Source organism: Fructobacillus durionis (genome assembly GCF_900112405.1).
Taxonomy (GTDB): Bacteria; Bacillota; Bacilli; order Lactobacillales; family Lactobacillaceae; genus Fructobacillus; species Fructobacillus durionis.
Genome location: NZ_FOLI01000002.1, coordinates 98,037 through 119,946 on the forward strand (window position 1 = coordinate 98,037; position 21,910 = coordinate 119,946).

The following is a 21,910-nucleotide window of genomic DNA, read 5'->3' on the forward strand; positions in this document are numbered from 1 at the left end:
ATTCATAATCTACCTCTGGTAAAGTAGAAAGAAAGGTTATTTCTAGGAGTTAGTATACCATGGCGACATTTCACTTAACGGATTCAACTTGGGACCAGGGGCTCGGACAGCTCCTGCCAGACAACTATGAGGAGCGGGCGACTGCTTTTTTGAATCGGATTTATAACGAAGAAACGCCGACGTATCCAGCGCGTCAGCGCGTTTTTTACGCCTATCAGGAAACACCCTTAGAAAAGACCAAAGTCATTATCCTAGGCCAAGATCCCTACCACCAACCAGGACAGGCGCAGGGCCTTTCCTTCTCTGTTCCAGATGGTATGAAGACGCCACCATCACTCCGTAACATTTTAAAGGAGCTGGATGATGACCTTGGTGCCGTTCGTTTGCACCAAGACCTGACCCCCTGGGCAAAACAGGGTGTTCTACTCTTAAACGCCGTTTTAACTGTTAAGGACTCACAGGCTAACGCCCATCAGGGACAAATCTGGGAAACGCTCACCGATGCAACCATTCAGTTAGCATCCGATGATCCCAGCCCAAAAGTTTTTATCCTTTGGGGCAGCTTTGCACAGAAGAAGGCCAAGTTGATTGATACGAGTCGCCACTGTATCATTCAATCGGCCCATCCAAGCCCTTTGTCAGCTTACCGTGGCTTTTTTGGTTCCAAGCCATTTAGCCGAGCCAATGACTTTTTAAAAAAGTCTTTACTTTCGCCAATTAACTGGTTGGAATGACTTCTTTTTAAAGGGACTTTGCTATAATTTAATTAAGTAATTACTTTTTTGAGGAGAGCCATCATGTCACTATTTGATGAACTAAAAGAAAAGATTCAAGACGAAAACATTCGCCTTGTTTTTCCTGAAGGAGAAGACGTTCGTATCCAGGGCGCTGCGATTCGTTTAGCCGATGAAGAACTTATCCAACCAATTTTATTGGGCGATACAGCCGCTATTCAAGAAACTGCCGAAACGGCTGGCTATGATTTAAGCAAAGTCCAAGTGGTTGATCCGGAAAAGCAAAGTGCTGCTGACCAGTCTGCCATGGTGGAAGCTCTGGTTGAACGTCGGAATGGAAAGACAGACGCAAGCACTGCCAAGAAATGGTTAACGGACGTGAACTATTTTGGAACCATGATGGTTCAAATGGGGCAGGCGGATGGAATGGTTTCCGGAGCCGTTCATCCAACGGGTGATACGGTTCGACCAGCTTTGCAATTGATTAAGACAGCACCTGGTTCACGCCGAATTTCTGGTTCTTTCTTCTTGCAAAAGGGTGAGCAGCGCTATGTCTTTGCAGACTGCGCCATTAACATCGAGCTTGACGCCCCAACGATGGCGCAAGTGGCCATTCAATCAGCCCAAACGGCTAAGGCCTTTGGGGTCGACCCAAAGATTGCCATGCTTTCATTTTCAACAAAGGGCTCTGCCAAGGGTGAAATGGTTGAGAAGGTTGTGGAAGCTACTCAAATGGCTAAGGAAATGGCCCCTGAACTTGCTGATGACATCGATGGTGAATTGCAGTTTGATGCTGCCTTTGTTCCTTCTGTTGCCAAGGCCAAGGCGCCTGGTTCAGCAGTGGCTGGTCATGCGAACGTCTTTGTGTTCCCAAGTTTGGAAGCGGGTAACATTGGTTATAAGATTGCACAGCGTCTGGGTGGTTTTGAGGCAATGGGACCAATCTTGCAGGGATTAGCAAAACCTGTCTCTGACTTGTCACGTGGTTGTTCAGAAGAGGATGTCTATAAGGTGGCGATTATCACCGCAATCCAGTTTCAGAACCAAAAGTAATGAACGTTGCCGGTAGCATACTTTGGAGGACCAGATGAACTTCTTTTTAAATAAAGGATTAGGGCATGGAAACTCAGGGGTTGAACACGCCCAATTCTACCGGCAGCAAGCTTTTTCGGACTTGCATCAGCCAGTTAAACTAGTCTATTCAGATCTACTCCCAAAACTGCATGAGCACATGCGGGAGTGGCATTTAGCAGAATCAGATGTCATTAATCTCTATGATTATTTAATGGCCGCTGATCCAGAAAAATACCTGGAAGAGGGTTTGACTGAATCGGAACAAGAGTCCTATGACCAAACGGTTCTTTCTGACTTTAGTAAAACCAACCGGGTTGTTATTGAACAGGCAACGTCCGGTTATATCATTCGGCGAATGAAGGAAAAAGTCTTTAACGAGAAGAAACAGTTGTACATTGTGTCTGACGCGCAAGTGGTGCTGACTTCCGGGAAACGGCGCTTATCTTGGTCATACCGTCTGGTAGATGAAACTCGGGAAATGACGGCTATCTTCTTGGAAAATTTCCAGGGAAAAGACTATTACTTTCAAAACTTTTACCAGCTTTTGGCCTTTTTCATGGATAACTTGCAGGAACATTTTGGACCAGCCCGTTATTTCTTTGACCGGGGCTTAGATTATGATGAGTATCTTGTGGCCAACCGAAAGCAGCACCAGCATGATCAATTGGTTGCTGTTGTTCACGCCAACCACCGCTTAGCAAACATCGGGAATCGAATTGTTTTCAACCAGTTTTACCAGTATTTAGCCAACCATATTTCTGCTTACGATGCGGTGGTGGTTGCAACTCGCCATCAGCAGGTGGCTTTGCAGTCGGATTTAGGATTGCTTGGTTACGATGTTTCAGAAAAGGCGAAGGTGCATGCTGTTCCTGTTGGCTTTGTGAAGCAGGTTCGGGATGGCGCGAAAAGTTCGGTTGATTCTGATAGAACACTACGTTTGGTGACGGCTTCTCGCTTACACCAGGAAAAGCATATTGACCAGATTATTCTAGCTGTTGCTGCGTTGCGGCGAGCAGGGGTCCAAGCTGATTTAACGATTTATGGTTCCGGCCAAGAAAAAAAGGCTTTAGAACAACTGATACAAGAGCAAGGGCTCGAGCAAAACGTACACCTTGCTGGGCTTTCACAGAACCTAGCGACTGATTTAGAAACGTTTGACCTATATGTGTCGGCTTCCTATTCTGAGGGCTTCGGTTTGACCTATTTGGAGGCGCTTAGTCAGCGATTACCAATTATCTCTTATGCCAATGAATACGGAGCTCAGGAATTGGTCTCAGATGGTTATAATGGTTATTTAGCCCCCTTCTCGGTTGATGACAATCAAATCCCTGAGAGCGTCGACGCTCTGGTCTCAGCGATTATTAAGGCCGAGAGTCAGTTAGAACAATTAAGTCAGGGCGCTGGTTTAACAGCGCAGGGTTACCTGAAAGAAGCGGTAACAAAGTCTTGGCAAAAGTTATTGGAGGACCTTCATGAAAATTGAGTTGATTGAATCACTTGATAAGCGTGCGGAACCTTCAGTCGCTTGGCAAATTAACCAGGTCCGGAAGGGGCAGGCAGACTGTCTTTTCTTGTTAAATCCCCATGAGGATGCTAAAACTATCTGCCGTACACTGGGGTTAAAGGATAGTCAAGTTTTTGATATGGCTAGTCGGGAGTCCTTAGAATCTGTACCTGATGGTGACGGTCGCTTTCTCTTTAATATTAATGTTCCAAATCAAGGACAAATTAATTTAGATGAGGAGGGTGCCGTTAATTTTTCTTCTGCGGGACAGCGGATTGCCAACGTTGTCTTATTTTCAAATAGTCATTACCTGGTGCAAGCCATTGCCTGGCTTGACCAAGATGGCCACGTGAGTCGAAAGGACATCTACCGGCGAAATGGTCAACTCTTTGCCCGGCAGTATTTTAACCGAGGTGAATTGCTGGAATCTGAATTTTATTTCGGACATGGGTTGGCGGTTTTGTCTGACTTTTACTTCCTGGGTCGGCGTAATTTTTCACGTGTCTTTGGTACTAGTTATCCTAGTTATGAGGCAGCTCAACAGGATTACTTTGCGAAGATTGAGGGTGAGAGTGAAGTTGAAATTACCAAAATCGGTAGTTTGGGCACGATTGCCAAGAAGGCCGTTCTGACTTTACCACAGGGGCTATTCGATGAGAATGAGTCCGTCGATGCAGAGGTTCAAATGATATTGGAGAACCCGAGTTATCCAATTGATGAAGTCAGGGTATCAGCCGATGATTACAAAATGGCTGAACGGCTTGGATTGCCTTTATACAAATTGAAAGTAACAAATTTTTAAGCCCGTACGGGCGTACATAGTAGTGAAAGAGGATTCGTCGTGTCATTTGCTGTCATTCCTGGTTGGCCAAATAATTTTCAGATTGGTCAAGAAGATAAACAATTAAACGCATTGATCAAGCAGGTTGCATCACAAACCGAGCCTTTTTTAGTTTTGCCAACTTATTTGCCAAAGTGGCAGTCAATGCGGCAGCAGTTAGGTTTGGTTGATATACCATATTGGTCGGCTTTTGACGCCCTACAAAAGGTAAGCGTGCAAGAAAGACGACCTATGCAGCTGGAAGACTTAACCTGGCCAAAGGATGCGCAGTTTGTTCGAATGTTTGATCGAATTGTCGTCCTTTCGGGTACGTCAATCTATGGAACGGTCTTTTTCACCTATCCTAAAGCTGACCAAATTGATCGCATTGATTTGTTGAAAAAGGGCAAGTTGAGCCAGCAGTTGACGGTTGATGACCGAGGCTTTATTTCACGGGTTTTAGACTACGAAGAGGGACAACTAACGAAGGCCTCCTATCTATCACAGTCAGGTGCAGTAGTTGCTGCACAAGATTGCTTGACGGGTCAAGTGCAAGCCATTTTACCTGATGGCCGTAAAGTCTCCTATCCAAAAATATCTGATTTAGTTCAAGAACTGACGGTTGCCTATCTGAAGGCACACCATTACCAGGAAGGCTTGATTGCTAATTCAGAATTAAACTACCAGATTGCCAAACAAGTTGGCTTTAACCGGCTTTTCTTGTGGTCTGGACAGGAGACGGCGTCAAATTTGCAGGATAATTGGCAGTCGTTATCGGCTGAAGTAGAGCTTTTAGTGAGCCAACAAAGTACTACAGCCGAGGAAGAGTTTGACTCAAGTGCTTTAATTGCGCCCTATCCTGTTCAAGGAAAAGAAGTTGTTCAACGGAAGAACCAAACGGTTTTGTACGTTAAAATTGGTGACTTAGATTTTTCAAAGCAAAGCGCTTTGATTCAGCAGGCCGTTCAGCTCTTTAGTGATGATGAAAATCGGACCGTGATTTTTGAGGGGGTCAACGTTCCGGCGACTTTCCCAGCACTTCTTGAAGAAGCTATCGAAAAGCAAGTGATGTCAGCAGCTAATGAACAGCTCTTAGCAGAAGCCAAGGCACACTTCGTCCTCTTAGGTGAACAGTCAGAGAAGAGCCGTTTGCAGTACTTGTTAACTAGCTCGCTATACGTTGATTTGTCACAGCAGCCTGACTTAGAGGCGGTTGCAGAGACGGTAGCCCTGGCTTTGCCAACTTTTACAGCTGTTAAAACCGCCTACTCACTGCTGGATGGATTTGATTCGGTTGAACCAGAAGAGTTGGCTGCGAAAGTAAGCGACCTATTGACAGCTAGCGGCTGGCAGCAAGCCCAAGAACAACTAATTCAGCAACAAGCCAATCTATCTTCTGCAGTCTTAGATGAGCAGTGGCGGTTGCGTTTAAAAAAATAAAGCATTCTATTTTGCTTTAAGGAGTAGCCATGACACAAACTATGTCAATTTTACAAATTGGGGGAACTGATTGGACTAATCAGGTGGCTGACTATCCACTGGATTGGACATTTTGCCAAAACATTGACCTCCCGGTTTTGCTGGCTCGTCAAAAAAGTCCAAAGAGCTTGCCTTTTAATTATGTTTTGTTAACGGACTCCATTTTGGATTCGGCTGTTTTAGCGCGGCAGATTCAGGAGTGGCCGGCCTATCGGGTTCTCTACCTAGGTGAACTAAAAGACTTTACCCCAACGATTCAAAAGGCCCTAGTGGAACGCCGGGCCTTTTCGTTGAGCGAGCAGACAGCGGAATCCGTGGCCGAGAAGATTTTAAGAGACTTCTACCAAGGGCAGGCTGGTTTTGCGACTCGTTTTTCAGAAAATCAGCTTCTGCCAGAAAACAATTACGCTTGGCACTGGCGCCGAGCGGGGCGTTTTGAAACGACGGTTTCTGGTGACTTTGGCGATAGTTTCCAACAGATTGCGACTTTAAAGACTTTTCCGGGGGACTTTCAGCCTAGTCAGGAGAACCTTCTCTACGCTGACTATTCAACGACCGGTAGCGTGGAATTAGCACTGTCCTTTGTCTTCTTTCAAAACGGTGGTTTGCAACAGTTAAAGCTTTTTCAAAATCCGGATGCTCGAAAACTTCCCATGGTCCGTGCACCAAAGGATTATCAAGATTACCAAATTATGGTACTCGCTAAGGGGATTGGGAGCCTAACACTTCGTAACTTACACCAGCGTAAGTCTCGTCATGGGGTTGGATACTTCATTCCTGGTGGCGAACGATTCCTGACAGCTGATGGGCAGGAAATTCATTCCTACTTCAATCCAGGCTGTAAGAAGGGGCCGCTCGTGGTTGCCTTTGCAGGCACCCGTTTGCACGTGGAAGGCTTTGAAATGATGGGCCCCTTAGATGAACTTGGTTACCCATACCTACTCTTTACCGATACACGGGCACAGGGTGGGGCCTTTATGGTTGGAAATGAAGAATTTGAACAATTGGTCATGGCACGTATTTCTGAAGCGGAGTTAAGTCTGGGTCAGGAGGCTGAAAATACAATTTTCACCGGTTATTCAATGGGTTCTTATCCAGCCATGTACTATGCTGGTAAAATGAAAAGCCGTCATTTGGTTATTGCAAAACCAATTATTAACTTGGGAAGCTTTACTGCCAAGGGCAGCTTTGCCCACCAGGGAATTAACCATGATTGGCCAATTGATGTTCGACAGGTTTTGACTGGGCGTTTAGACGAACGTGATACTGGTGCCTTGAATCGAAAGTTGTGGTCAGCTCTTGATCAGTTAAACTGGCCAAAGACACATGTCGATTTATATACAATGCAGCAAGACGAGTATGATGGGGAATCATTCCCTCAGCTGTTAGACTATTTGAAAGAGAAACAGGCTCAGCTACACCACGTCGAGGTTCCTGGCCGCCATGAAGAAAAAATTGCGGTCATGATTGACTTCATTCAGAAGTCAATTGAAAAGCAAGCACAGCAGCAAATGGGAGGGTTCAGATAAATGCAAACTCAAATTTACTGGCAACCCCAGACGATGCTACATGAATTACAAGGGGCGGTCATTGATTTTGTAAAAGAGGACGAAGTACACTATCAAAATCATTTTTTGCCTTCTGGAAAAGTCATTGCTTCTTGGACTGATTCGGATAACTACTTTCAAAACAAAGCGATTGGGGAATTGCCCCAGTTAGAGGCCGGGAAAGAATACAGGGCAAAGCGTTTTATTGAAAACTCCGATAAAATGCATGCCTACTTATCCTGGCGCTTCTATGATGAGAAGGGGAAATTGATTGATCAGCACTACCAAAACGGGGATGAGGATACCTTTGTCGTTCCTAACCATTACGCTAGTTACCGCTTAGATTTACTCTCTGCCGGTGTTGGTTCCTTTGTTTTTCACGAAATTCAGTTGTCCAAAGCGGTTGATGGTGTGCTGGTCGACGGTGACCATGCTTTAACTGATCATCTAACAGCCTATTTGGATCTTCCTGAAAAAATTGTGTCAAAAACACTACGGGTTGTTCTATCCGAACCCCGTTTCCGAACGATGGATTATCCAATCAAAGATATTCAGTCTTCGCCACAGGCCGTTTTGTTCTTAGCCACTGACTTAATGCACTGCCAGTCTTACTATGATGAAAAGGCACTCGATTACATCCGACAGGCTAAGAAGGCAGTAAGGGCTAAGAACATTGAATTCATTGGTTATGGACCTATTTCTTCCTTAACCGCCTTACTCTACCGAAAGGCAGTGAATGGTTCAACAGCTGTTATCCCAACAAAGGAGGAGTTGGCTCTTCCGGCTGGCTATAACCGTCGGTCACCGGGGTTAGCGACTTTTCTGGAGTCACTTCCAAAAAAGATTGAAGAAGAACGCACTAGTGAAGACGGGCTTTTAACGCAACCGTCATTACTTGCCAACGATGCACCAGTACAAGCACTGGCTGCAAAAGGCGAGCTCCTTGCTTCTTTGGAATATTTAGATTGGCCGCTTGATAAGAAGGCTGAGAAGAAGCGAAAAGCAGAAGAACACGCTGCCCATGTGCAAGCCGAGAAGGCCGAAAAGCTACGTGCTAAGCAGGATAAGAAGCAGGCTGCCGGTCAATCAACCACAGAATTGGGTTCAGCCAATATTCGCGCTGTGCAGGAGAAAAAGGCGGCTGCAAAAGAAGAAAAGAAAGCGCCAACGAAGAAAACATTCTTTAAACGAGGTCACGGTTTCCGTAAGCGCCAGTTAGAGCGGGCTGAGGAAATGAAGGAAAAACCATCTTCTAGTCAGCTTCTACAAGACTTTTTCACCAAAAATCGTTCATAAAAAAAGACACCCCAACGGGTGTCTCTTTTTTTATGGTTAAAAGTAAGCTTCCATGAATAGGTTGATTGCCAGTCCGATAGCGGCTAAGGAAATCAGTATTTTAAGAATCTTTTCAGGAATAATTTTGACGATGTGGGGACCAATCCAGCCACCAATGAAGAGTCCGATGCCCATTGGAATGACGAAGGCCCAGTAGATGTGCGAAGAGAACATGTAGATGACGGTGGCAATTAAGTTCGCAGCACCCAGTGACAGGTTCTTCAAGGCGTTGTATGAAGAGAAGGGCATTGTGGTTGTTGCTGACAGGATGGCCAATAATAGGACACCTCCAGCAGCACCGAAGTACCCACAGTACATACCAACGAGTAAGATACCGATGGAAACGACGACTTTGTAAACCGGATGATGGCTATCGTTCTCGATTGAATCGTCACGAGTTAAGTTTGTTTCTGCTGTTTTGGATTTATTGACCTGTGACATCAAGAGTAGGCCGGCTAACAGAACAAAAAAAGGAACGGCTTTTTCAAAGGTTGAAGCGGGTGCGGCAAGTAGCAACCAGGCACCGATGATGGATCCACCAAGGGTGAGTGGTAGGATTTGAAAGAGTTCCTTTTTATGCTCGCCAATGTCCTTACGGGAAGAAACAGTTGCACCGAGGCCTGTCATAACCAGGGCTGCCGTGTTCGTCACGTTTGCAAAAAGTGGTGGAATACCAACCGCTAGTAGGGCGGGATAGGAAACAAGTGAAGCTAATCCGGCAGTTGTTGAAACAATACCAGCTAGTATTCCCATTGGAAGTAGAAAGAGAAAATGCTGCCAATAGTCAGCCATCGATAAATACCTCGTGTAATCTTTGAATTTATTAAATAACGCTTGAGAAAAGTTCTAAATAACATATTTAAGTATAGTCTTGATTAAAATGGGGCGCAAGAAAGTTCATCAACCTTTAATGAAAGATTAAGTTTTGAAATAAAAAAGCACTCACGGTTGTGAGTGCTTTTTGTTAATTAATGCCGATGACAGGAATCGAACCTGCACGGAGATAACTCCATACCGACCTGAACGGTACGCGTCTGCCAGTTCCGCCACATCGGCAATAAAACAATCATTATTATATCCTTTGTGAAAGTCTCTGACAAGCAAAAGTGGCGAATTCGAATCAATTATGAAAATTCATCTTATTATACATATTGTTCCATCTAGTGTCTGTGCAGGGGAAGTATGGGCCGATATAATGGGATTAACAAATAAAGGAGAGATGTTATGTATCATTCAGAAAACCAATTCTCGAACTCTTCCACCTTTTCTCTTGGAAAAGAATTTCATACGAAACGGTATGAAAAAAAGATATTTATATCATTCTTATTCGTAACTTTATCTGTGCTAATTTTTGCCGCTTTTTTTGATCAAGATGTCACCAGGCTCGTGATGAATCGGTCATCACTTGTCGGTGATTTCTTTCAGAAGTATGGGACTAAGGGTCCCAACATTGTTTTGTTTTCCTGCTTTGAAATCATTGCCTGGACCATTTACTGCTCGAAAAGAGCCCGGCTCGAACGGCTTTTGCTAACGGCAACCTTTTTGATATTTGCCATGCACCAGGTTTTACTAGGGGTCAATGGTTATTTTGCTTATACTTTGGCTCGATTGTTAAATGAAAACATTAAGACGGTAGCTGATGTGGGGCTGCAGGAATGGATTGCTGCATTTGCCTTCACTGTTGTGATTTCATACTTTTTCTACCGCTATGTTGAACAGCAGGAGGGTGCTGAGCGAGCCTACTTGTTAAAAGCAGCGGTCTTTGGAATCGCCCTGGTCTTCATTGTTTCGGTCATTATCGGTGATTTGAAACTGCACTGGGGACGGTACCGTCCATTTCAGATGGACGCAAACATGAGTCAATTCACACCCTGGTACCAGCCGAATGGTTCCAATGGGCACTTCTCCTTCCCATCTGGGCACACAACTTCGGGTTGGCTGCTGGTTTATCTGACTTTCTTATTGCCACGCTCCTATCGACAAGCACAAAAATATGTTTTAATTCTGACAGTCATACTGGCGGTTACAATTGCGCTTAGTCGAGTTCGCTATGGTGCTCACTGGCTGTCGGATGTGACGGCGGCTAGTTTAATTGTCGGTTCCATGATTTTCATTACATCCCGAGTATTGAAAGCGCATTTGATTGAAGAGGCGCTACCCAACTCCTAAACTTCTCTTGAGTCGGTCTAAATTGACCGACTTTTTTAGTCGGCTGAAGATTTGAGTGAATTAACTAGTAATCAATCAACAACTTTGTTACAATAAGTAAGATTTTTAAATTTTAAGGAGAAGACACAATGTCAGGACATAGTAAATGGCATAACATTCAAGGTCGTAAAAACGCCCAAGATGCTAAGCGTGGAAAGATTTTCCAAAAGCTTGCGCACGACTTATATGTTGCAGCAAAGGCTGGCGGTGCTGATCCCGAAATGAACGCCTCACTTCGTTTGGTAGTTGATAAGGCCAAGGCCGCCAACATGCCAAAGGACAACATTCAACGTGCCTTGGATAAGGCATCCGGTGCTGGTGGTGCAAAGTTCGAAGAAGTTACTTACGAAGGTTATGGTACTGCCGGTGTTGCCGTGTTGGTTGAAGCATCAACTGATAACATCAACCGTACTGTTTCATCAGTTCGTAACTCATTCAAGCACTTTGGTGGTTCACTCGGAACTTCAGGTTCAGTGGCCTTCCAATTCGACCGTAAGGGTTACTTGGTGATTGATCGCGAAGAAAACCCAGAAGCCGATGAAGATGCAGTTTTGGAAGTCGCTCTTGAAGCTGGTGCAGACGATGTACAAACTTCAGACGAAGCTTTCGAAATCTATACGGCACCATCTGACTTCCAAGCAGTGGAAGCTGCTTTGACTGAAGCTGGATACACGTTGGCTGAATCAGAAGTAACGATGATTGCTCAAAACCCAATGTCAATTTCTGATGAAGACCGCGAAAAGCTTGAAAAGCTGGTTGATGAATTAGAAGATAACGAAGACGTTTTGGCTGTTTATACAACTGCTGAAGACTAATCGTCAAATAAAAAAAGACCGCCGAAAGGCGGTTTTTTTTATTGAGCTTCTTTTAAGACGGCATCGACCAAGGCAGTTAACCGTTCCTTGTCTTTAGGGGATGGGTAAAGGTTGATGCGCACTAGTTCGCCAGCACGCTTTGCCCCAGTCTTTTGGATTTGCTTGTCGAACTTATCCAAGGCCATGCAGTAGTATTCTTCGTAGAAGGTATCTCCAGAACCGGCAATGCCGTATGTTAATTCTGGTAAGTCAACGTCTGCCAAATCATCAAAGTAATCCAATCCTTCTTCAGGAAGGGAGCCCTCATCGTAAGTATAAGGCACCAAGAAAGCGACATCGTAGTCGGCTAGTTCTTCCGGTTCGGTTTGAGAGATTTCACTCTTAGTAACTTGAAGTCCTTTATCCGTTAAGATTTCAACCAGGTTATCCGCTACCGCTTCGTTGTTACCCGTGATTGTGGCAAAAACAACTTGTGCTTTTAATCCGTCTGTAGACATATTGCCTCCCATGAAACGTTTATTTAGATACTATTATACAAGAAATGTTGGGGGACTTCTGAGACAATTTTAATCATAGACTGGTATTTTGAATTTCACTGCTTTATAATAGTCAAAAATACTTGGAGGAGAGAACGATGGCATTATCAAAAGAACAAGTGGCTGCATTGCAAAACGTATACGACCACGGAATTTTGGATCATGATGACAAGGCGCGTCAAGCACTTGCCCAAGTTTTAGAGGATAATAAGTAATTCCTTGTAACTTTTTAAAAAGTGTGTAATAATTAGTTCAATAAATTGCTGATGAGGATAACTTGTCTTGCTTAACTAGAAAAGAGAGCCAACGGTTGGTGTGAGTTGGTCTAGTGGTGAGATTAAGACTACCTCGGAATGGTGAAGAAGTAGGTTTTGAAACTTCACCCGGGTGACACCGTTAAACGTTTCTTGAGTCTGAGTTTACTCAGAGAAATGGGTGGTACCACGGTTTAACGTCCCTTTTGCTTATTTTTAAGCAAAAGGGACGTTTTTCTTTTTATCAATCATTTTCAAGGTGAAAACGGTTAATCGTCAGCAAGGAGAGAAAAGAAAGAAGGCAGTACAAATGGCAGAAATTACCTTAACATTCCCAGATGGGGCCAAGAAGTCCTTTGATGAAGGGGTCAAGCCAATTGAAGTTGCAGAATCAATTGCGAAGTCTTTGGCTAAGAAGTCCGTTTCAGCAAAGTTGAACGGTGCTTACGTTGGAATGAACGACCCAATGAACGAATCGGGTGACTTTGCATTGATTACAAAGTCAGATGAAGAAGGTTTGAAGATTCTTCGTCACTCAACCGCCCACTTGTTGGCACAGGCTCTTCGTCGCATGCCAAAGTTTGCGGACATGCACTTTGGTGTTGGACCAGCCATCGAAAACGGTTTCTACTATGACACTGATAACGGTGCTGGTAAGCAAGTTTCTGTTGATGACTTCCCAGAAATCGAAGCAATGATGAAGAAGATTGTGAAGGAAGACCTCCCAATCTTGTCACACCAAATTTCACGTGAAGAAGCCCTTGAAACTTTCAAGAACGATCCTTACAAGGTTGAATTGATTAACGATTTGCCTGCTGATGAAAAGATTACTGTTGCCGTTCAAGGTGAACACGTTGAATTGGACCGTGGTGGTTTGGTACCATCAACTGGTTGGATGAAGCACTTCAAGTTGGTTTCTGTTGCCGGTTCATACTGGCGTGGTGATTCTGACAAGGCTGTTATGCAACGTATCTACGGAACAGCCTTCTGGAACGCGGATGACTTGGAAGCTGATTTGCAACGTCGTGCGGAAGCCAAGGAACGTGACCACCGTAACATCGGTCGTGACTTGGACCTCTTCTTTACTAGCCAAAAGGTTGGTTCTGGATTGCCAGTTTGGTTGCCAAATGGTGCAACCATCCGTCGTCAGGTAGAACGTTACATCGTCGACAAGGAATTGGCTAACGATTACTTGCACGTTTACACACCAGTTTTGTCAAACTTGAACCTTTACAAGACTTCAGGTCACTGGGATCACTACCGTGAAGACATGTTCCCACCAATGGACATGGGGGATGGCGAATTCCTTGAATTGCGTCCAATGAACTGTCCTTCACACATCGCCGTTTACCAACACAAGCCACGTTCATACCGTGACTTGCCAATGCGTGTTGCTGAACTTGGAATGATGCACCGTTATGAAAAGTCAGGAGCCTTGACTGGTTTGTCACGTGTTCGTGAAATGACTCTAAACGATGGTCACACATTCGTTGCACAAGAACAACTAGAAGAAGAATTCAAGTCAATCTTGGCCATGATGATGGAAGTTTATGAAGACTTTAACATCACGGACTACCGTTTCCGTTTGTCATACCGTGACCCAGAAAACACGGAAAAGTACTTTGATGATGACGAGATGTGGGAAAAGTCACAGGCACAGTTGAAGCGTGCCATGGACGACATGGGCTTGGACTACTTCGAAGCGCCCGGTGAAGCCGCCTTCTACGGTCCTAAGTTGGATGTTCAGACAAAGACTGCCCTTGGTGGGGAAGAAACTTTGTCAACCATCCAGTTGGACTTCTTGTTGCCAGAACGCTTTAACTTAACTTACGTTGGAGAAGATGGTCAAGATAACCACCGCCCAGTTATGCTCCACCGTGGAATCGTTGGAACGATGGAACGATTCACGGCCTACTTGATTGAAATGTACAAGGGCGCTTTCCCAACATGGTTGGCACCACTTCAAGTACAAATCATTCCTGTTAATGCTGAAGCACACGGTGCTTACGCAAAGCAAATTCAAAAGGATTTGGCAGCTGCTGGTCTACGTGCAAACGTTGATAACCGTTCTGCAAAGATGGGTTACTTGATTCGTGATGCACAAACCAAGAAGGTTCCATACACGCTTGTTCTTGGTGATAAGGAACAAGAAGATGGTACTGTAACGGTTCGTCGTTACGGACATCAGGAAACAGAGGCAATGGCTGCTGCAGACTTCAAGGCCCTTGTCTTGAAGGATGTTGCCCGTTACTCACGTCCTGACGAAGAGAAATAAGAAGTAAAACAAAGGACACCTGATATTGGGTGTCCTTTGTCGGAAATACGAGAGAGAAAAAATTATGTCAAAAGAAAATGAACCAAGCTTGCAAAAGGGCTTGCAAAACCGCCACGTGCAATTGATTGCCATTGGTGGAACGATTGGAACTGGTCTCTTCATGGGTGCCGGAAATTCAATCCACTTTGCTGGACCAGCCATTTTGCTTGTTTACGCAATTATCGGTGCCATGATGTTTGTGATGATGCGCGCCATGGGGGAAATGCTTTATCAAGATCCCTCACAACCAACTTTTATTTCATACATGACCAAGTACTTGGGTAACCGTGTTGGTTTCTTTGCCCGCTGGTCTTACTGGTTAACAACCATCTTCTTTGGAATGGCTGAATTAACAGCCATTGGAAAGTATGTTCAGTTCTGGTTCCCATCCATGCCAGAGTGGCTAATTCAAATCATCTTCTTGGTTGCCTTGGCTGCCGTGAACTTGATTGCTGTTGCCGTCTTTGGGGAAATGGAATTCTGGTTCTCAATGATTAAGGTGACGGCCATCTTGGCTTTGATTGCCACTGGAATCATGATGGCCTTCGGACATTTCAAGACGCCGGTTGGATACGTTGAGTTCTCAAACGTCTGGCACAACTTCAACTTGTTCCCTAACGGAATTGGTAACTTTGTTAACGCCTTCCAAATGGTCATGTTTGCCTTTGTTGGTATGGAATTCATTGGAATGACGGTTGCCGAAACGGAAAACCCACGTAAGATTTTGCCAAAGGCGATTAACCAGATTCCTTTCCGTGTCTTGTTCTTCTACTTGGGTGCCTTGTTTGTCATCATGACAATCTACCCATGGAAGCAAATTCCTGCCCACCAATCACCATTCGTTATGGTCTTTGAATTGGTTGGCTTGAAGGGTGCCGCTGCCATCATCAACTTCGTTGTGTTGACTGCTGCTGCTTCATCATTTAACTCAATTCTTTTCTCAGCTGGACGTAACTTCTACTCACTGTCAAAGGAATCACACGCTAAGTTCCTAAAGCCATTTGCTAAGTTGTCAAAGTCAGGCTTGCCATCAAAGGCATTGCTCTTCTCTGCCTTGGTATCAATCGGTTCACCAATCTTCTCATCAATTCCTGCCATCAACGATGCCTTCGTTTTCGTGACGTCAGCAGCCACTGATCTCTTCTTGATGATTTACATCATGATTTTGTGGGCATACTGGGAATACCGTAAGTCATCTGACTACATGCCAGACGGCTTCTTGATGAAGGCACCACGTGTCTTTGTTCCAATGGCGGTTATCTTCTTTGTATTCGTTTACATCACGCTTTTCTTCAACGATTCATCCGTTGTGCCTGCCATTGGTGCAACTGTTTGGCTGGTTGTCTTTGGAATTATTTCTTACTTCCAACCAAAGGAAGCACCATCAAAGCAATAATTTTGCTTTGATTTAATGTAAACAAGGTATAAATAGTCTTATAAATCTAGAATGGAGACGTTGAATGTCTTTTTTGATCAACTTTATCTTGCATATTGATGACCATATTGCGAACTTAGTGCAGCACTTTGGTGCTTGGACCTACTTAATCTTATTTGCGGTTATCTTAATTGAGACGGGAGCCATTATTTTACCCTTCTTACCAGGGGACTCCTTACTCTTTGCGGCTGGTGCCATCTCAATGACGCCAGCTGGTCAGGCCGCGGGCTTGAACCACTGGGTCTTTATGTTGGTTTTCTTCGTAGCGGCCGTTACTGGCGATACGTTGAACTACACAATCGCTCGCAAGGGTGGCCGTGCCTTACTTGATAAAAAGCCCTTTTCGACTTTTATTAAGCCAAAGAACATTGAAGAATCGGAAGCATTCTTTCAAAAGCACGGTGGTGTGGCCGTGATTATGGGACGTTATATCCCAATCATCCGTACTTTCATGCCATTCGTTGCTGGGCTATCTGCCTTTTCATTCCGACGTTTTATTGAATATACCTTGATTGCAGCCTTTTCCTGGTCATTCTTGATGACCGGAGCAGGTGCCCTCTTTGGAAACATTCCATTCGTGGCCAACCACTTCTCCGCAATTATTCTTGGTATCGTCTTTGTGACATTGTTGCCATCAATCATTGCCTTGTTCAAGTCAATTATGGCTAAGAAAAAGAAATAAGTTTATACAAAAAGCGCTATGCCTGTTGGCTTAGCGCTTTTTTGGCTTTTTAGACTGAGCTTCGCTATAATAGAAACAACGTTTTATCGAGAGTTAATGATAAGCAATTGTGCTTTTGACCCTCGAAATACAAGGCAGAAGATGGAGAGGAACATCCTGATGAACTTGATTTTGGCAACTGATGCTTACAAGTTAACCCACCACTTGCAGTACCCACAAAATATTAACAAGCTTTATTCATACGGGGAAGCCCGTGTGGGTGGAAAGTACCCAACCGTTTCTTGGTTTGGTATGTCCATGATTTTACATGATTATTTCCAAACAAAGATCACAACTGAAATGATTGACGAGGCTGAAAAAGTCTCTGAAGAAACCTTCGGAACAAAGGACTACTTCAACCGATCCGTTTGGGAAAAGGTTCGTGACCTTGGTTACTTTCCAGTGAAGGTGAAGGCTTTGCCCGAAGGGTTGGAAGTACCAACTGGAACGGCACTCTTTACCATCGAATCAACGGAAGACTGGTTTGCCACGTCATTGAACGCTCTGGAAGTCATGCTCATGCACGTCTGGTATCCAACGACCATTGCAACCAACTCTTTGTACATTAAGAAGCGTTTACTGCCATTGGTTGAGAAAACTGGAACGGTCGATATGCTGCCTTTGATGGTCAACGACTTTGGATTGCGTGGAGCGACATCACTTGAATCTGGTGAACGTGGTGGGGCAGCCCATCTCTTGCATTTCCGCGGTTCTGATAACCTAGCTGCTTCGAACTACTTTGCTAAAGTCTATGGTAAAGAAGGCCGGGCCTTGTCCATCTGGGCAACGGAACATTCGGTTGCAACATCCTATGGATCTGGTCAGGGAGAGTTTGATTACTTAAACGCTCAATTAGACCGTACGCCGGATGATGCACCACTCTCAATCGTCATTGATTCCTATGATACCTTTAACTTTGTTCGCCACGTCGTTGGTTCAAAGCAAATGGTGGAACGAATCAAGAATCGTGAAGGCCGTGTTGTTTTGCGCCCTGATTCTGGTGATCCGATTACCATGGATTTGGCCGTGCTTGATATTTTGGCCGAAATCTTCGGAACCGAGGTTAACGACAAGGGTTACAAGGTTTTGAAGCACAACGTCGGTCTGATTCAGGGAGATGGCATGAAGGCCAACACCATTATTAAGCTGTATGAAGCTTTAATTGAACGTGGTTGGTCAACGGATAACTTAGTTGTTGGTTCCGGCGGAGGACTTTTGCAGGAAGGTTTCACACGTGATACGGAACGTTTTGCCATTAAGGCTGCATACGCTCACACGATTGAAGGGGCTGATCTTGATATTAAGAAGCAGCCTAAAACGGACCCAACTAAAACTTCTAAGGCCGGTTTGCTAAAGGTAATTGTAGACGGTAGTGGGCAGTTGCAGACTGTGCCACAGCATAAAGAGGGGACAGACCTCCTACAGACAGTTTACGAAAACGGTGTAAATACGCCGGTTTCTGCCGATGATATTTTGAAGCGCGCAGCTGAGCCTCTAAAAGAAAAGAATAGTCTTGGCCGTGAAAACGGTTAAGTGGTTGAAGGTTAACTAGGATTTCTAGTTAACCTTTTTTGTTGAAATTATTCCCCATATAGGTATTTCTGTGGTACAGTGGAATTAAAGAAAAGAGGCCTTATGTATCGATTAAACGTGCAATCAATTCTTGATGAACTTGTCTTACCTAAGGCCCTTATTTGCTCAAAAACAGCTTTCGTTTATTAACGAAGGCTGTTTTTTATTTATTTTAGGAGGTACTTTATGCTGTCTTCAGCAAAAGCTAATTTGATTGGACCTGACTTTTTAACTCGTTTAAATTTGCAGAATCCACACGATTTAAAGCCAGTTTCTGGTGGTGATGTCAACCTGGCCTATTCACTCTATTCCGGTAACGACCGTTATTTTTTGAAGGTCCAACCCAACCATGATAAGCACTTCTTTGATTCAGAAGTTGCGTCTCTAAAGGCTCTAGGCAAGCATGTGACGGTGCCAAAAGTAATTAAGCAAGGGGAGTGCCAAGGCTTTGCTTACCTACTTTTGTCATGGATTCCATCTGGTCCTGCTAACCAAGGTGACTTAGGACGTGCCTTGGCGGTCTTGCACCAAACAACCTCGAGTCAATTTGGCTTTGATCTTTCCAATGAATACGATTTCGTACCAAAGGACAATACTTGGAATGATTCATGGGGTGACTTCTTTGTTCACCAACGTTTGGAACCACTAATGGAACAGGCGATCAAGAAGGGCTTCTGGTTGACGCAACGTGGCGATCACTTTGATAACCTGAAGAAGGCAATCTTAAACGATGAGCACGTCAAGAACGTTAAGCCATTTTTGCTACACGGCGATTTATGGGCTGGAAACTTTATGTTTGATGAACAGGGGCAGCCAGTCTTTATCGATCCAAACGCCTTTTACGGAGACCGAGAGTATGATATTGCCATTACCAAAGTCTTCCCAGGCTTCAACAAGAAGTTTTACGAGGGATATGAGGATGCCTATCCACTCGACGAGGGTTATGAAGACCGTTTCAAGTGGTATGAATTCTATTACATTTTGATGCACTTCGTCCGTTTTGGCGATATCTATGCACCACGTTTGAACCGTTTGCTCTTACAGTTCTAATTTAATTGGGAAATCAAAAGCGTTGTCAGCTAAACCTGTGGGTTTGGTTGACGGCTTTTTTTATTGAAAGAACCAACAAACAATAAAACCACCCTAATCTGAATCAGCGAGGGTGGTTTTTAGTTTAGGCATGAAAAAAGTCGTGCACACATCTGCTAAGCCGCATTATATCAACGTTATTTATGCACCTGCCCAGACTCGAACTGGGAGCAAAGACTTAGGAGGTCCCCGTTTTATCCCGTTAAACTACAGGTGCAAAGTACTTATTATTATAGCGAAAATACTGATTAATAACAATTAGAAGGGGTTTGTGCTGATTTTACATATTCTTAACCATTTTTTTAAGCATTCGAAAAGAACTTCTGGTAAATATCTGCTACACTTAGTTAAGTATGGATTGAAAGGAATTGGTTATGGCCGATATTATCGAAGTGAAGCACCCCTTGGTTCAGCATAAGCTAACCATGATTCGAAACAAAGCAGTTGGGACAAAGGACTTTCGCGCGCTCGTTGATGAGCTTGCAATGCTTTTGACCTATGAAGCATCACGCGATTTACCATTGGAAACAGTCGAGGTTGAAACCCCTGTTGCCGTTACAAAACAACAATCCCTAGCAGGTAAGAAGTTGGCCGTTGTGCCAATCTTGCGTGCAGGACTTGGTATGGTTGATGGAATCTTACAGTTGATTCCAGCCGCCAAAGTCGGACACATTGGTATGTACCGTGATGAAGAAACGTTACAACCAGTGGAATACTTTGTGAAGTTGCCAGACGATATTGATCAACGTGAAGTTTTGTTGGTTGACCCAATGTTGGCGACTGGTGGTTCAGCCATCGATGGTATCTCTGCTTTGAAGAAGCGTGGTGCCACACAAATTAAGTTGATTACCTTGGTATCAGCTCCTGAAGGTCTAAAGGCCGTGCAAGAAGCTCATCCTGATGTACCAATTGTTACTGCTTCAATTGATGAGAAGTTGAATAACGATGGATACATCGTTCCTGGATTAGGGGATGCTGGTGACCGTTTGTTTGGAACCCATTAATAAATAAAAAAGAATAATTGAAAAATGAATTTAAGAAATCCATTTAGAAAAAAAGCCACTTTGGGGATGAAGTTTCGCCCAGCTTATAAATCAGAAACGAAGAAGAAGCGTCGCCTTCCTCTTTTTTTGCGCATTCTTATCTGGGTCCTTCTTCTCATTCTGATTTTAGGAACGGGTTCATTTTTCGGTCTAGCTTACTGGTCAAACCGGGATCAAATTGTTAACAGTTCGTCAAAGCTTGATGGTTCTGCAATGAAGCTCAAGGTGAATGCAAAATCAGCCCTTGTTATTGATGGGACGACCGGACAAATCTTGGGGGAGAAGAATCCTAACCAACAGATTGGTATCGCTTCTCAAAGTAAGATGTTGACGGCCTATGCTGTTTTGCAGGGGATTGATAACGGTGACTACCAGTGGACAACGCCAGTGACGATTTCGAAGTCTGCGGATTGGTCTGAGAAGGACACTGCCATGTACGCCCATTTGGATGTTCATGAGGGTCAGACTTTGACGGTAAAGGAACTTTTTGAGGCCATGTTTACCACGTCTGCCAACGATGCTTCCTTGGCCTTAGCAGACTTTGCTAAGAAAAAGTCCGAAACGCAGCAGGAATTCTTGAACCGCTGGTCGAAGAAGTTGAAGTTAAAGAATACTGTTTGGTATAACGCCGCGGGTCAGGTCAATGATGACGCCTTCGATTACGAAGTGAAATCTGCGAAGAAGAACGCCGAAAATAAGGCAACGACAACCGACTTGGCCATTCTTGCTTACAACATTTTGAAGGACTATCCGGATGTTCGTGGGTACTACGATAAAATCGGTTTGGTATACAGTCCGAACGGCGATGAAACCGCCACAAAGATTAAGCTGACCGAAGGTGGTAAGTTCGAGCGTGAGATTAAGAGCCAGTTAAACAATCCAAAGAATTTGACTTTTGAAGGATTGAAGACGGGTTCTACACCTGACTCGGGTGGTGGTTTGACCGGTATCGTTAAAGACCAAAGTGGTCATGAATTCATCACGGTGGTTTCGGGTGCTGGTAAGTATACCGACTCCAAGGAACGTTACCAAGTTACGATTGATGCCGTTAATCAGGTTCTGGATAGCTACAATAACCAGTCGGTTGAAGCTAAGCAGATTTTACCTGGTCAGGGTAAGACGAAGAACGCCTGGGCCAAGGGTGGGAAAGTTCAGTTGATCACCCAGGAAAAGCGGACATACTGGATTAAAAAGTCCGAAAAGGGTCAGCTATCCTTTGCCAAAGTCAAGCGTTACAACAGTCAGTCACTAAGTGATGATGACGTGGTCTTGTCTGTTGCGCCAAATCTAAAGGCTTCTTACTTGGATGGCGTTCCTGATTCACAAAAGAAGTTGCCACTGACGAACCAGGAAATGGTTGAACAGTTGGATGATAAGGGGTATCGTCAAAACTGGTTGTCTTTCTGGAAATCATAAATTGTGCACAAAAA

The 21,910-nt window shown here is 44.3% G+C and carries 18 protein-coding genes, 2 tRNA genes and 1 other annotated feature; of the genes, 16 read left to right on the forward strand and 4 right to left on the reverse strand.

All coding sequences use genetic code 11. The features are described 5' to 3' along the window. The first annotated feature begins 59 nt into the window (after window positions 1-59). The 7 genes from BMZ93_RS03115 to asp3 all read left to right on the forward strand — a co-directional run bounded on the left by BMZ93_RS03115 (window position 60) and on the right by asp3 (window position 8,454). Window positions 60-734 (forward strand): uracil-DNA glycosylase, encoded by a 675-nt coding sequence (locus tag BMZ93_RS03115; protein WP_091502134.1) that lies wholly within the window; start codon window positions 60-62, stop codon window positions 732-734. 63 nt (window positions 735-797) lie between these two features. Beyond that, window positions 798-1,787, forward strand: a complete 990-nt coding sequence (gene pta, locus BMZ93_RS03120; RefSeq protein ID WP_091502136.1) for a phosphate acetyltransferase — start codon at window positions 798-800, stop codon at window positions 1,785-1,787. 34 nt (window positions 1,788-1,821) lie between these two features. After that, a complete protein-coding gene (locus BMZ93_RS03125; protein ID WP_091502138.1) occupies window positions 1,822-3,291 on the forward strand; it encodes a glycosyltransferase in 1,470 nt (489 codons plus the stop codon). After that, complete coding sequence (locus tag BMZ93_RS03130) at window positions 3,281-4,114, forward strand: hypothetical protein (RefSeq protein ID WP_091502140.1); 834 nt, start codon at window positions 3,281-3,283, stop codon at window positions 4,112-4,114. Before BMZ93_RS03125 ends, BMZ93_RS03130 begins: the two co-directional genes overlap by 11 nt. A 39-nt stretch (window positions 4,115-4,153) precedes the next feature. After that, window positions 4,154-5,572 (forward strand): accessory Sec system glycosyltransferase Asp1, encoded by a 1,419-nt coding sequence (gene asp1, locus BMZ93_RS03135; protein ID WP_091502142.1) that lies wholly within the window; start codon window positions 4,154-4,156, stop codon window positions 5,570-5,572. A gap of 29 nt (window positions 5,573-5,601) precedes the next feature. Continuing rightward, the gene (asp2, locus tag BMZ93_RS03140; protein WP_091502144.1) at window positions 5,602-7,140 is read left to right on the forward strand and encodes an accessory Sec system protein Asp2; all 1,539 of its coding nucleotides are present in this window, start codon (window positions 5,602-5,604) and stop codon (window positions 7,138-7,140) included. Beyond that, a complete protein-coding gene (asp3, locus tag BMZ93_RS03145) occupies window positions 7,141-8,454 on the forward strand; it encodes an accessory Sec system protein Asp3 (RefSeq protein ID WP_091502146.1) in 1,314 nt (437 codons plus the stop codon). Window positions 8,455-8,490: 36 nt separating this feature from the next. Here asp3 and BMZ93_RS03150 read toward each other — a convergent pair whose 3' ends face one another. After that, window positions 8,491-9,285 (reverse strand): sulfite exporter TauE/SafE family protein, encoded by a 795-nt coding sequence (locus BMZ93_RS03150; RefSeq protein WP_091502148.1) that lies wholly within the window; start codon window positions 9,283-9,285, stop codon window positions 8,491-8,493. A gap of 180 nt (window positions 9,286-9,465) precedes the next feature. Further along, window positions 9,466-9,549, reverse strand: a tRNA-Leu gene (locus tag BMZ93_RS03155). Between the two features lie 333 nt (window positions 9,550-9,882). Between BMZ93_RS03155 and BMZ93_RS03160 the strand changes: the two genes are divergently transcribed. Both BMZ93_RS03160 and BMZ93_RS03165 read left to right on the forward strand, forming a co-directional pair. Beyond that, window positions 9,883-10,662, forward strand: a complete 780-nt coding sequence (locus BMZ93_RS03160) for a phosphatase PAP2 family protein (RefSeq protein WP_159427782.1) — start codon at window positions 9,883-9,885, stop codon at window positions 10,660-10,662. 128 nt (window positions 10,663-10,790) lie between these two features. Further along, entirely contained in the window at window positions 10,791-11,516 is a 726-nt protein-coding gene (locus BMZ93_RS03165; protein WP_091502152.1) for a YebC/PmpR family DNA-binding transcriptional regulator, read from the forward strand. Window positions 11,517-11,554: 38 nt separating this feature from the next. On the opposite strand, the gene BMZ93_RS03170 is transcribed toward BMZ93_RS03165, so the two are convergent. Then, a complete protein-coding gene (locus tag BMZ93_RS03170) occupies window positions 11,555-12,013 on the reverse strand; it encodes a flavodoxin domain-containing protein (RefSeq protein WP_091502155.1) in 459 nt (152 codons plus the stop codon). Between the two features lie 293 nt (window positions 12,014-12,306). Then, window positions 12,307-12,514 (forward strand) — a binding site (T-box leader). A 102-nt stretch (window positions 12,515-12,616) separates the two neighbouring features. On the opposite strand from BMZ93_RS03170, the gene thrS reads away from it, so the two are divergent. From thrS to BMZ93_RS03195, 5 genes are all read left to right on the forward strand, one after another. Then, window positions 12,617-14,581, forward strand: coding sequence for a threonine--tRNA ligase (thrS, locus tag BMZ93_RS03175; protein WP_091502156.1), 1,965 nt, complete (start codon window positions 12,617-12,619; stop codon window positions 14,579-14,581). Between the two features lie 64 nt (window positions 14,582-14,645). Beyond that, a complete protein-coding gene (locus BMZ93_RS03180) occupies window positions 14,646-16,016 on the forward strand; it encodes an amino acid permease (RefSeq protein ID WP_091502158.1) in 1,371 nt (456 codons plus the stop codon). A gap of 64 nt (window positions 16,017-16,080) precedes the next feature. Next, window positions 16,081-16,737, forward strand: a complete 657-nt coding sequence (locus BMZ93_RS03185) for a VTT domain-containing protein (RefSeq protein ID WP_091502160.1) — start codon at window positions 16,081-16,083, stop codon at window positions 16,735-16,737. A gap of 159 nt (window positions 16,738-16,896) precedes the next feature. Beyond that, the gene (locus BMZ93_RS03190) at window positions 16,897-18,309 is read left to right on the forward strand and encodes a nicotinate phosphoribosyltransferase (protein WP_382419198.1); all 1,413 of its coding nucleotides are present in this window, start codon (window positions 16,897-16,899) and stop codon (window positions 18,307-18,309) included. A 225-nt stretch (window positions 18,310-18,534) separates the two neighbouring features. Then, window positions 18,535-19,398: a fructosamine kinase family protein gene (locus tag BMZ93_RS03195; protein ID WP_091502162.1), complete on the forward strand. Its 864-nt coding sequence runs from the start codon at window positions 18,535-18,537 to the stop codon at window positions 19,396-19,398. Window positions 19,399-19,581: 183 nt separating this feature from the next. On the opposite strand, the gene BMZ93_RS03200 is transcribed toward BMZ93_RS03195, so the two are convergent. Beyond that, window positions 19,582-19,654 (reverse strand) — tRNA-Arg (locus BMZ93_RS03200). Between the two features lie 157 nt (window positions 19,655-19,811). Between BMZ93_RS03200 and upp the strand changes: the two genes are divergently transcribed. Together upp and BMZ93_RS03210 are read left to right on the forward strand one after the other, a co-directional pair. Then, window positions 19,812-20,441, forward strand: a complete 630-nt coding sequence (upp, locus tag BMZ93_RS03205; RefSeq protein ID WP_091502165.1) for a uracil phosphoribosyltransferase — start codon at window positions 19,812-19,814, stop codon at window positions 20,439-20,441. A 66-nt stretch (window positions 20,442-20,507) separates the two neighbouring features. After that, window positions 20,508-21,896, forward strand: coding sequence for a D-alanyl-D-alanine carboxypeptidase family protein (locus BMZ93_RS03210; RefSeq protein ID WP_159427783.1), 1,389 nt, complete (start codon window positions 20,508-20,510; stop codon window positions 21,894-21,896). Window positions 21,897-21,910: the final 14 nt, after the last annotated feature.

Bases quoted from the DNA above. Each gene is read 5' to 3' on its own strand.
- BMZ93_RS03150 (WP_091502148.1), bottom strand. From the start codon at position 9,285: ATGGCTGACTATTGGCAGCATTTTCTCTTTCTACTTCCAATGGGAATA.
- BMZ93_RS03160 (WP_159427782.1), top strand. From the start codon at position 9,883: ATGAATCGGTCATCACTTGTCGGTGATTTCTTTCAGAAGTATGGGACT.
- BMZ93_RS03130 (WP_091502140.1), top strand. From the start codon at position 3,281: ATGAAAATTGAGTTGATTGAATCACTTGATAAGCGTGCGGAACCTTCA.
- upp (WP_091502165.1), top strand. From the start codon at position 19,812: ATGGCCGATATTATCGAAGTGAAGCACCCCTTGGTTCAGCATAAGCTA.
- pta (WP_091502136.1), top strand. From the start codon at position 798: ATGTCACTATTTGATGAACTAAAAGAAAAGATTCAAGACGAAAACATT.
- thrS (WP_091502156.1), top strand. From the start codon at position 12,617: ATGGCAGAAATTACCTTAACATTCCCAGATGGGGCCAAGAAGTCCTTT.
- BMZ93_RS03170 (WP_091502155.1), bottom strand. From the start codon at position 12,013: ATGTCTACAGACGGATTAAAAGCACAAGTTGTTTTTGCCACAATCACG.
- BMZ93_RS03185 (WP_091502160.1), top strand. From the start codon at position 16,081: ATGTCTTTTTTGATCAACTTTATCTTGCATATTGATGACCATATTGCG.
- BMZ93_RS03195 (WP_091502162.1), top strand. From the start codon at position 18,535: ATGCTGTCTTCAGCAAAAGCTAATTTGATTGGACCTGACTTTTTAACT.
- BMZ93_RS03210 (WP_159427783.1), top strand. From the start codon at position 20,508: ATGAAGTTTCGCCCAGCTTATAAATCAGAAACGAAGAAGAAGCGTCGC.
- BMZ93_RS03165 (WP_091502152.1), top strand. From the start codon at position 10,791: ATGTCAGGACATAGTAAATGGCATAACATTCAAGGTCGTAAAAACGCC.
- BMZ93_RS03125 (WP_091502138.1), top strand. From the start codon at position 1,822: ATGAACTTCTTTTTAAATAAAGGATTAGGGCATGGAAACTCAGGGGTT.
- asp3 (WP_091502146.1), top strand. From the start codon at position 7,141: ATGCAAACTCAAATTTACTGGCAACCCCAGACGATGCTACATGAATTA.
- asp2 (WP_091502144.1), top strand. From the start codon at position 5,602: ATGACACAAACTATGTCAATTTTACAAATTGGGGGAACTGATTGGACT.
- BMZ93_RS03190 (WP_382419198.1), top strand. From the start codon at position 16,897: ATGAACTTGATTTTGGCAACTGATGCTTACAAGTTAACCCACCACTTG.
- BMZ93_RS03115 (WP_091502134.1), top strand. From the start codon at position 60: ATGGCGACATTTCACTTAACGGATTCAACTTGGGACCAGGGGCTCGGA.
- BMZ93_RS03180 (WP_091502158.1), top strand. From the start codon at position 14,646: ATGTCAAAAGAAAATGAACCAAGCTTGCAAAAGGGCTTGCAAAACCGC.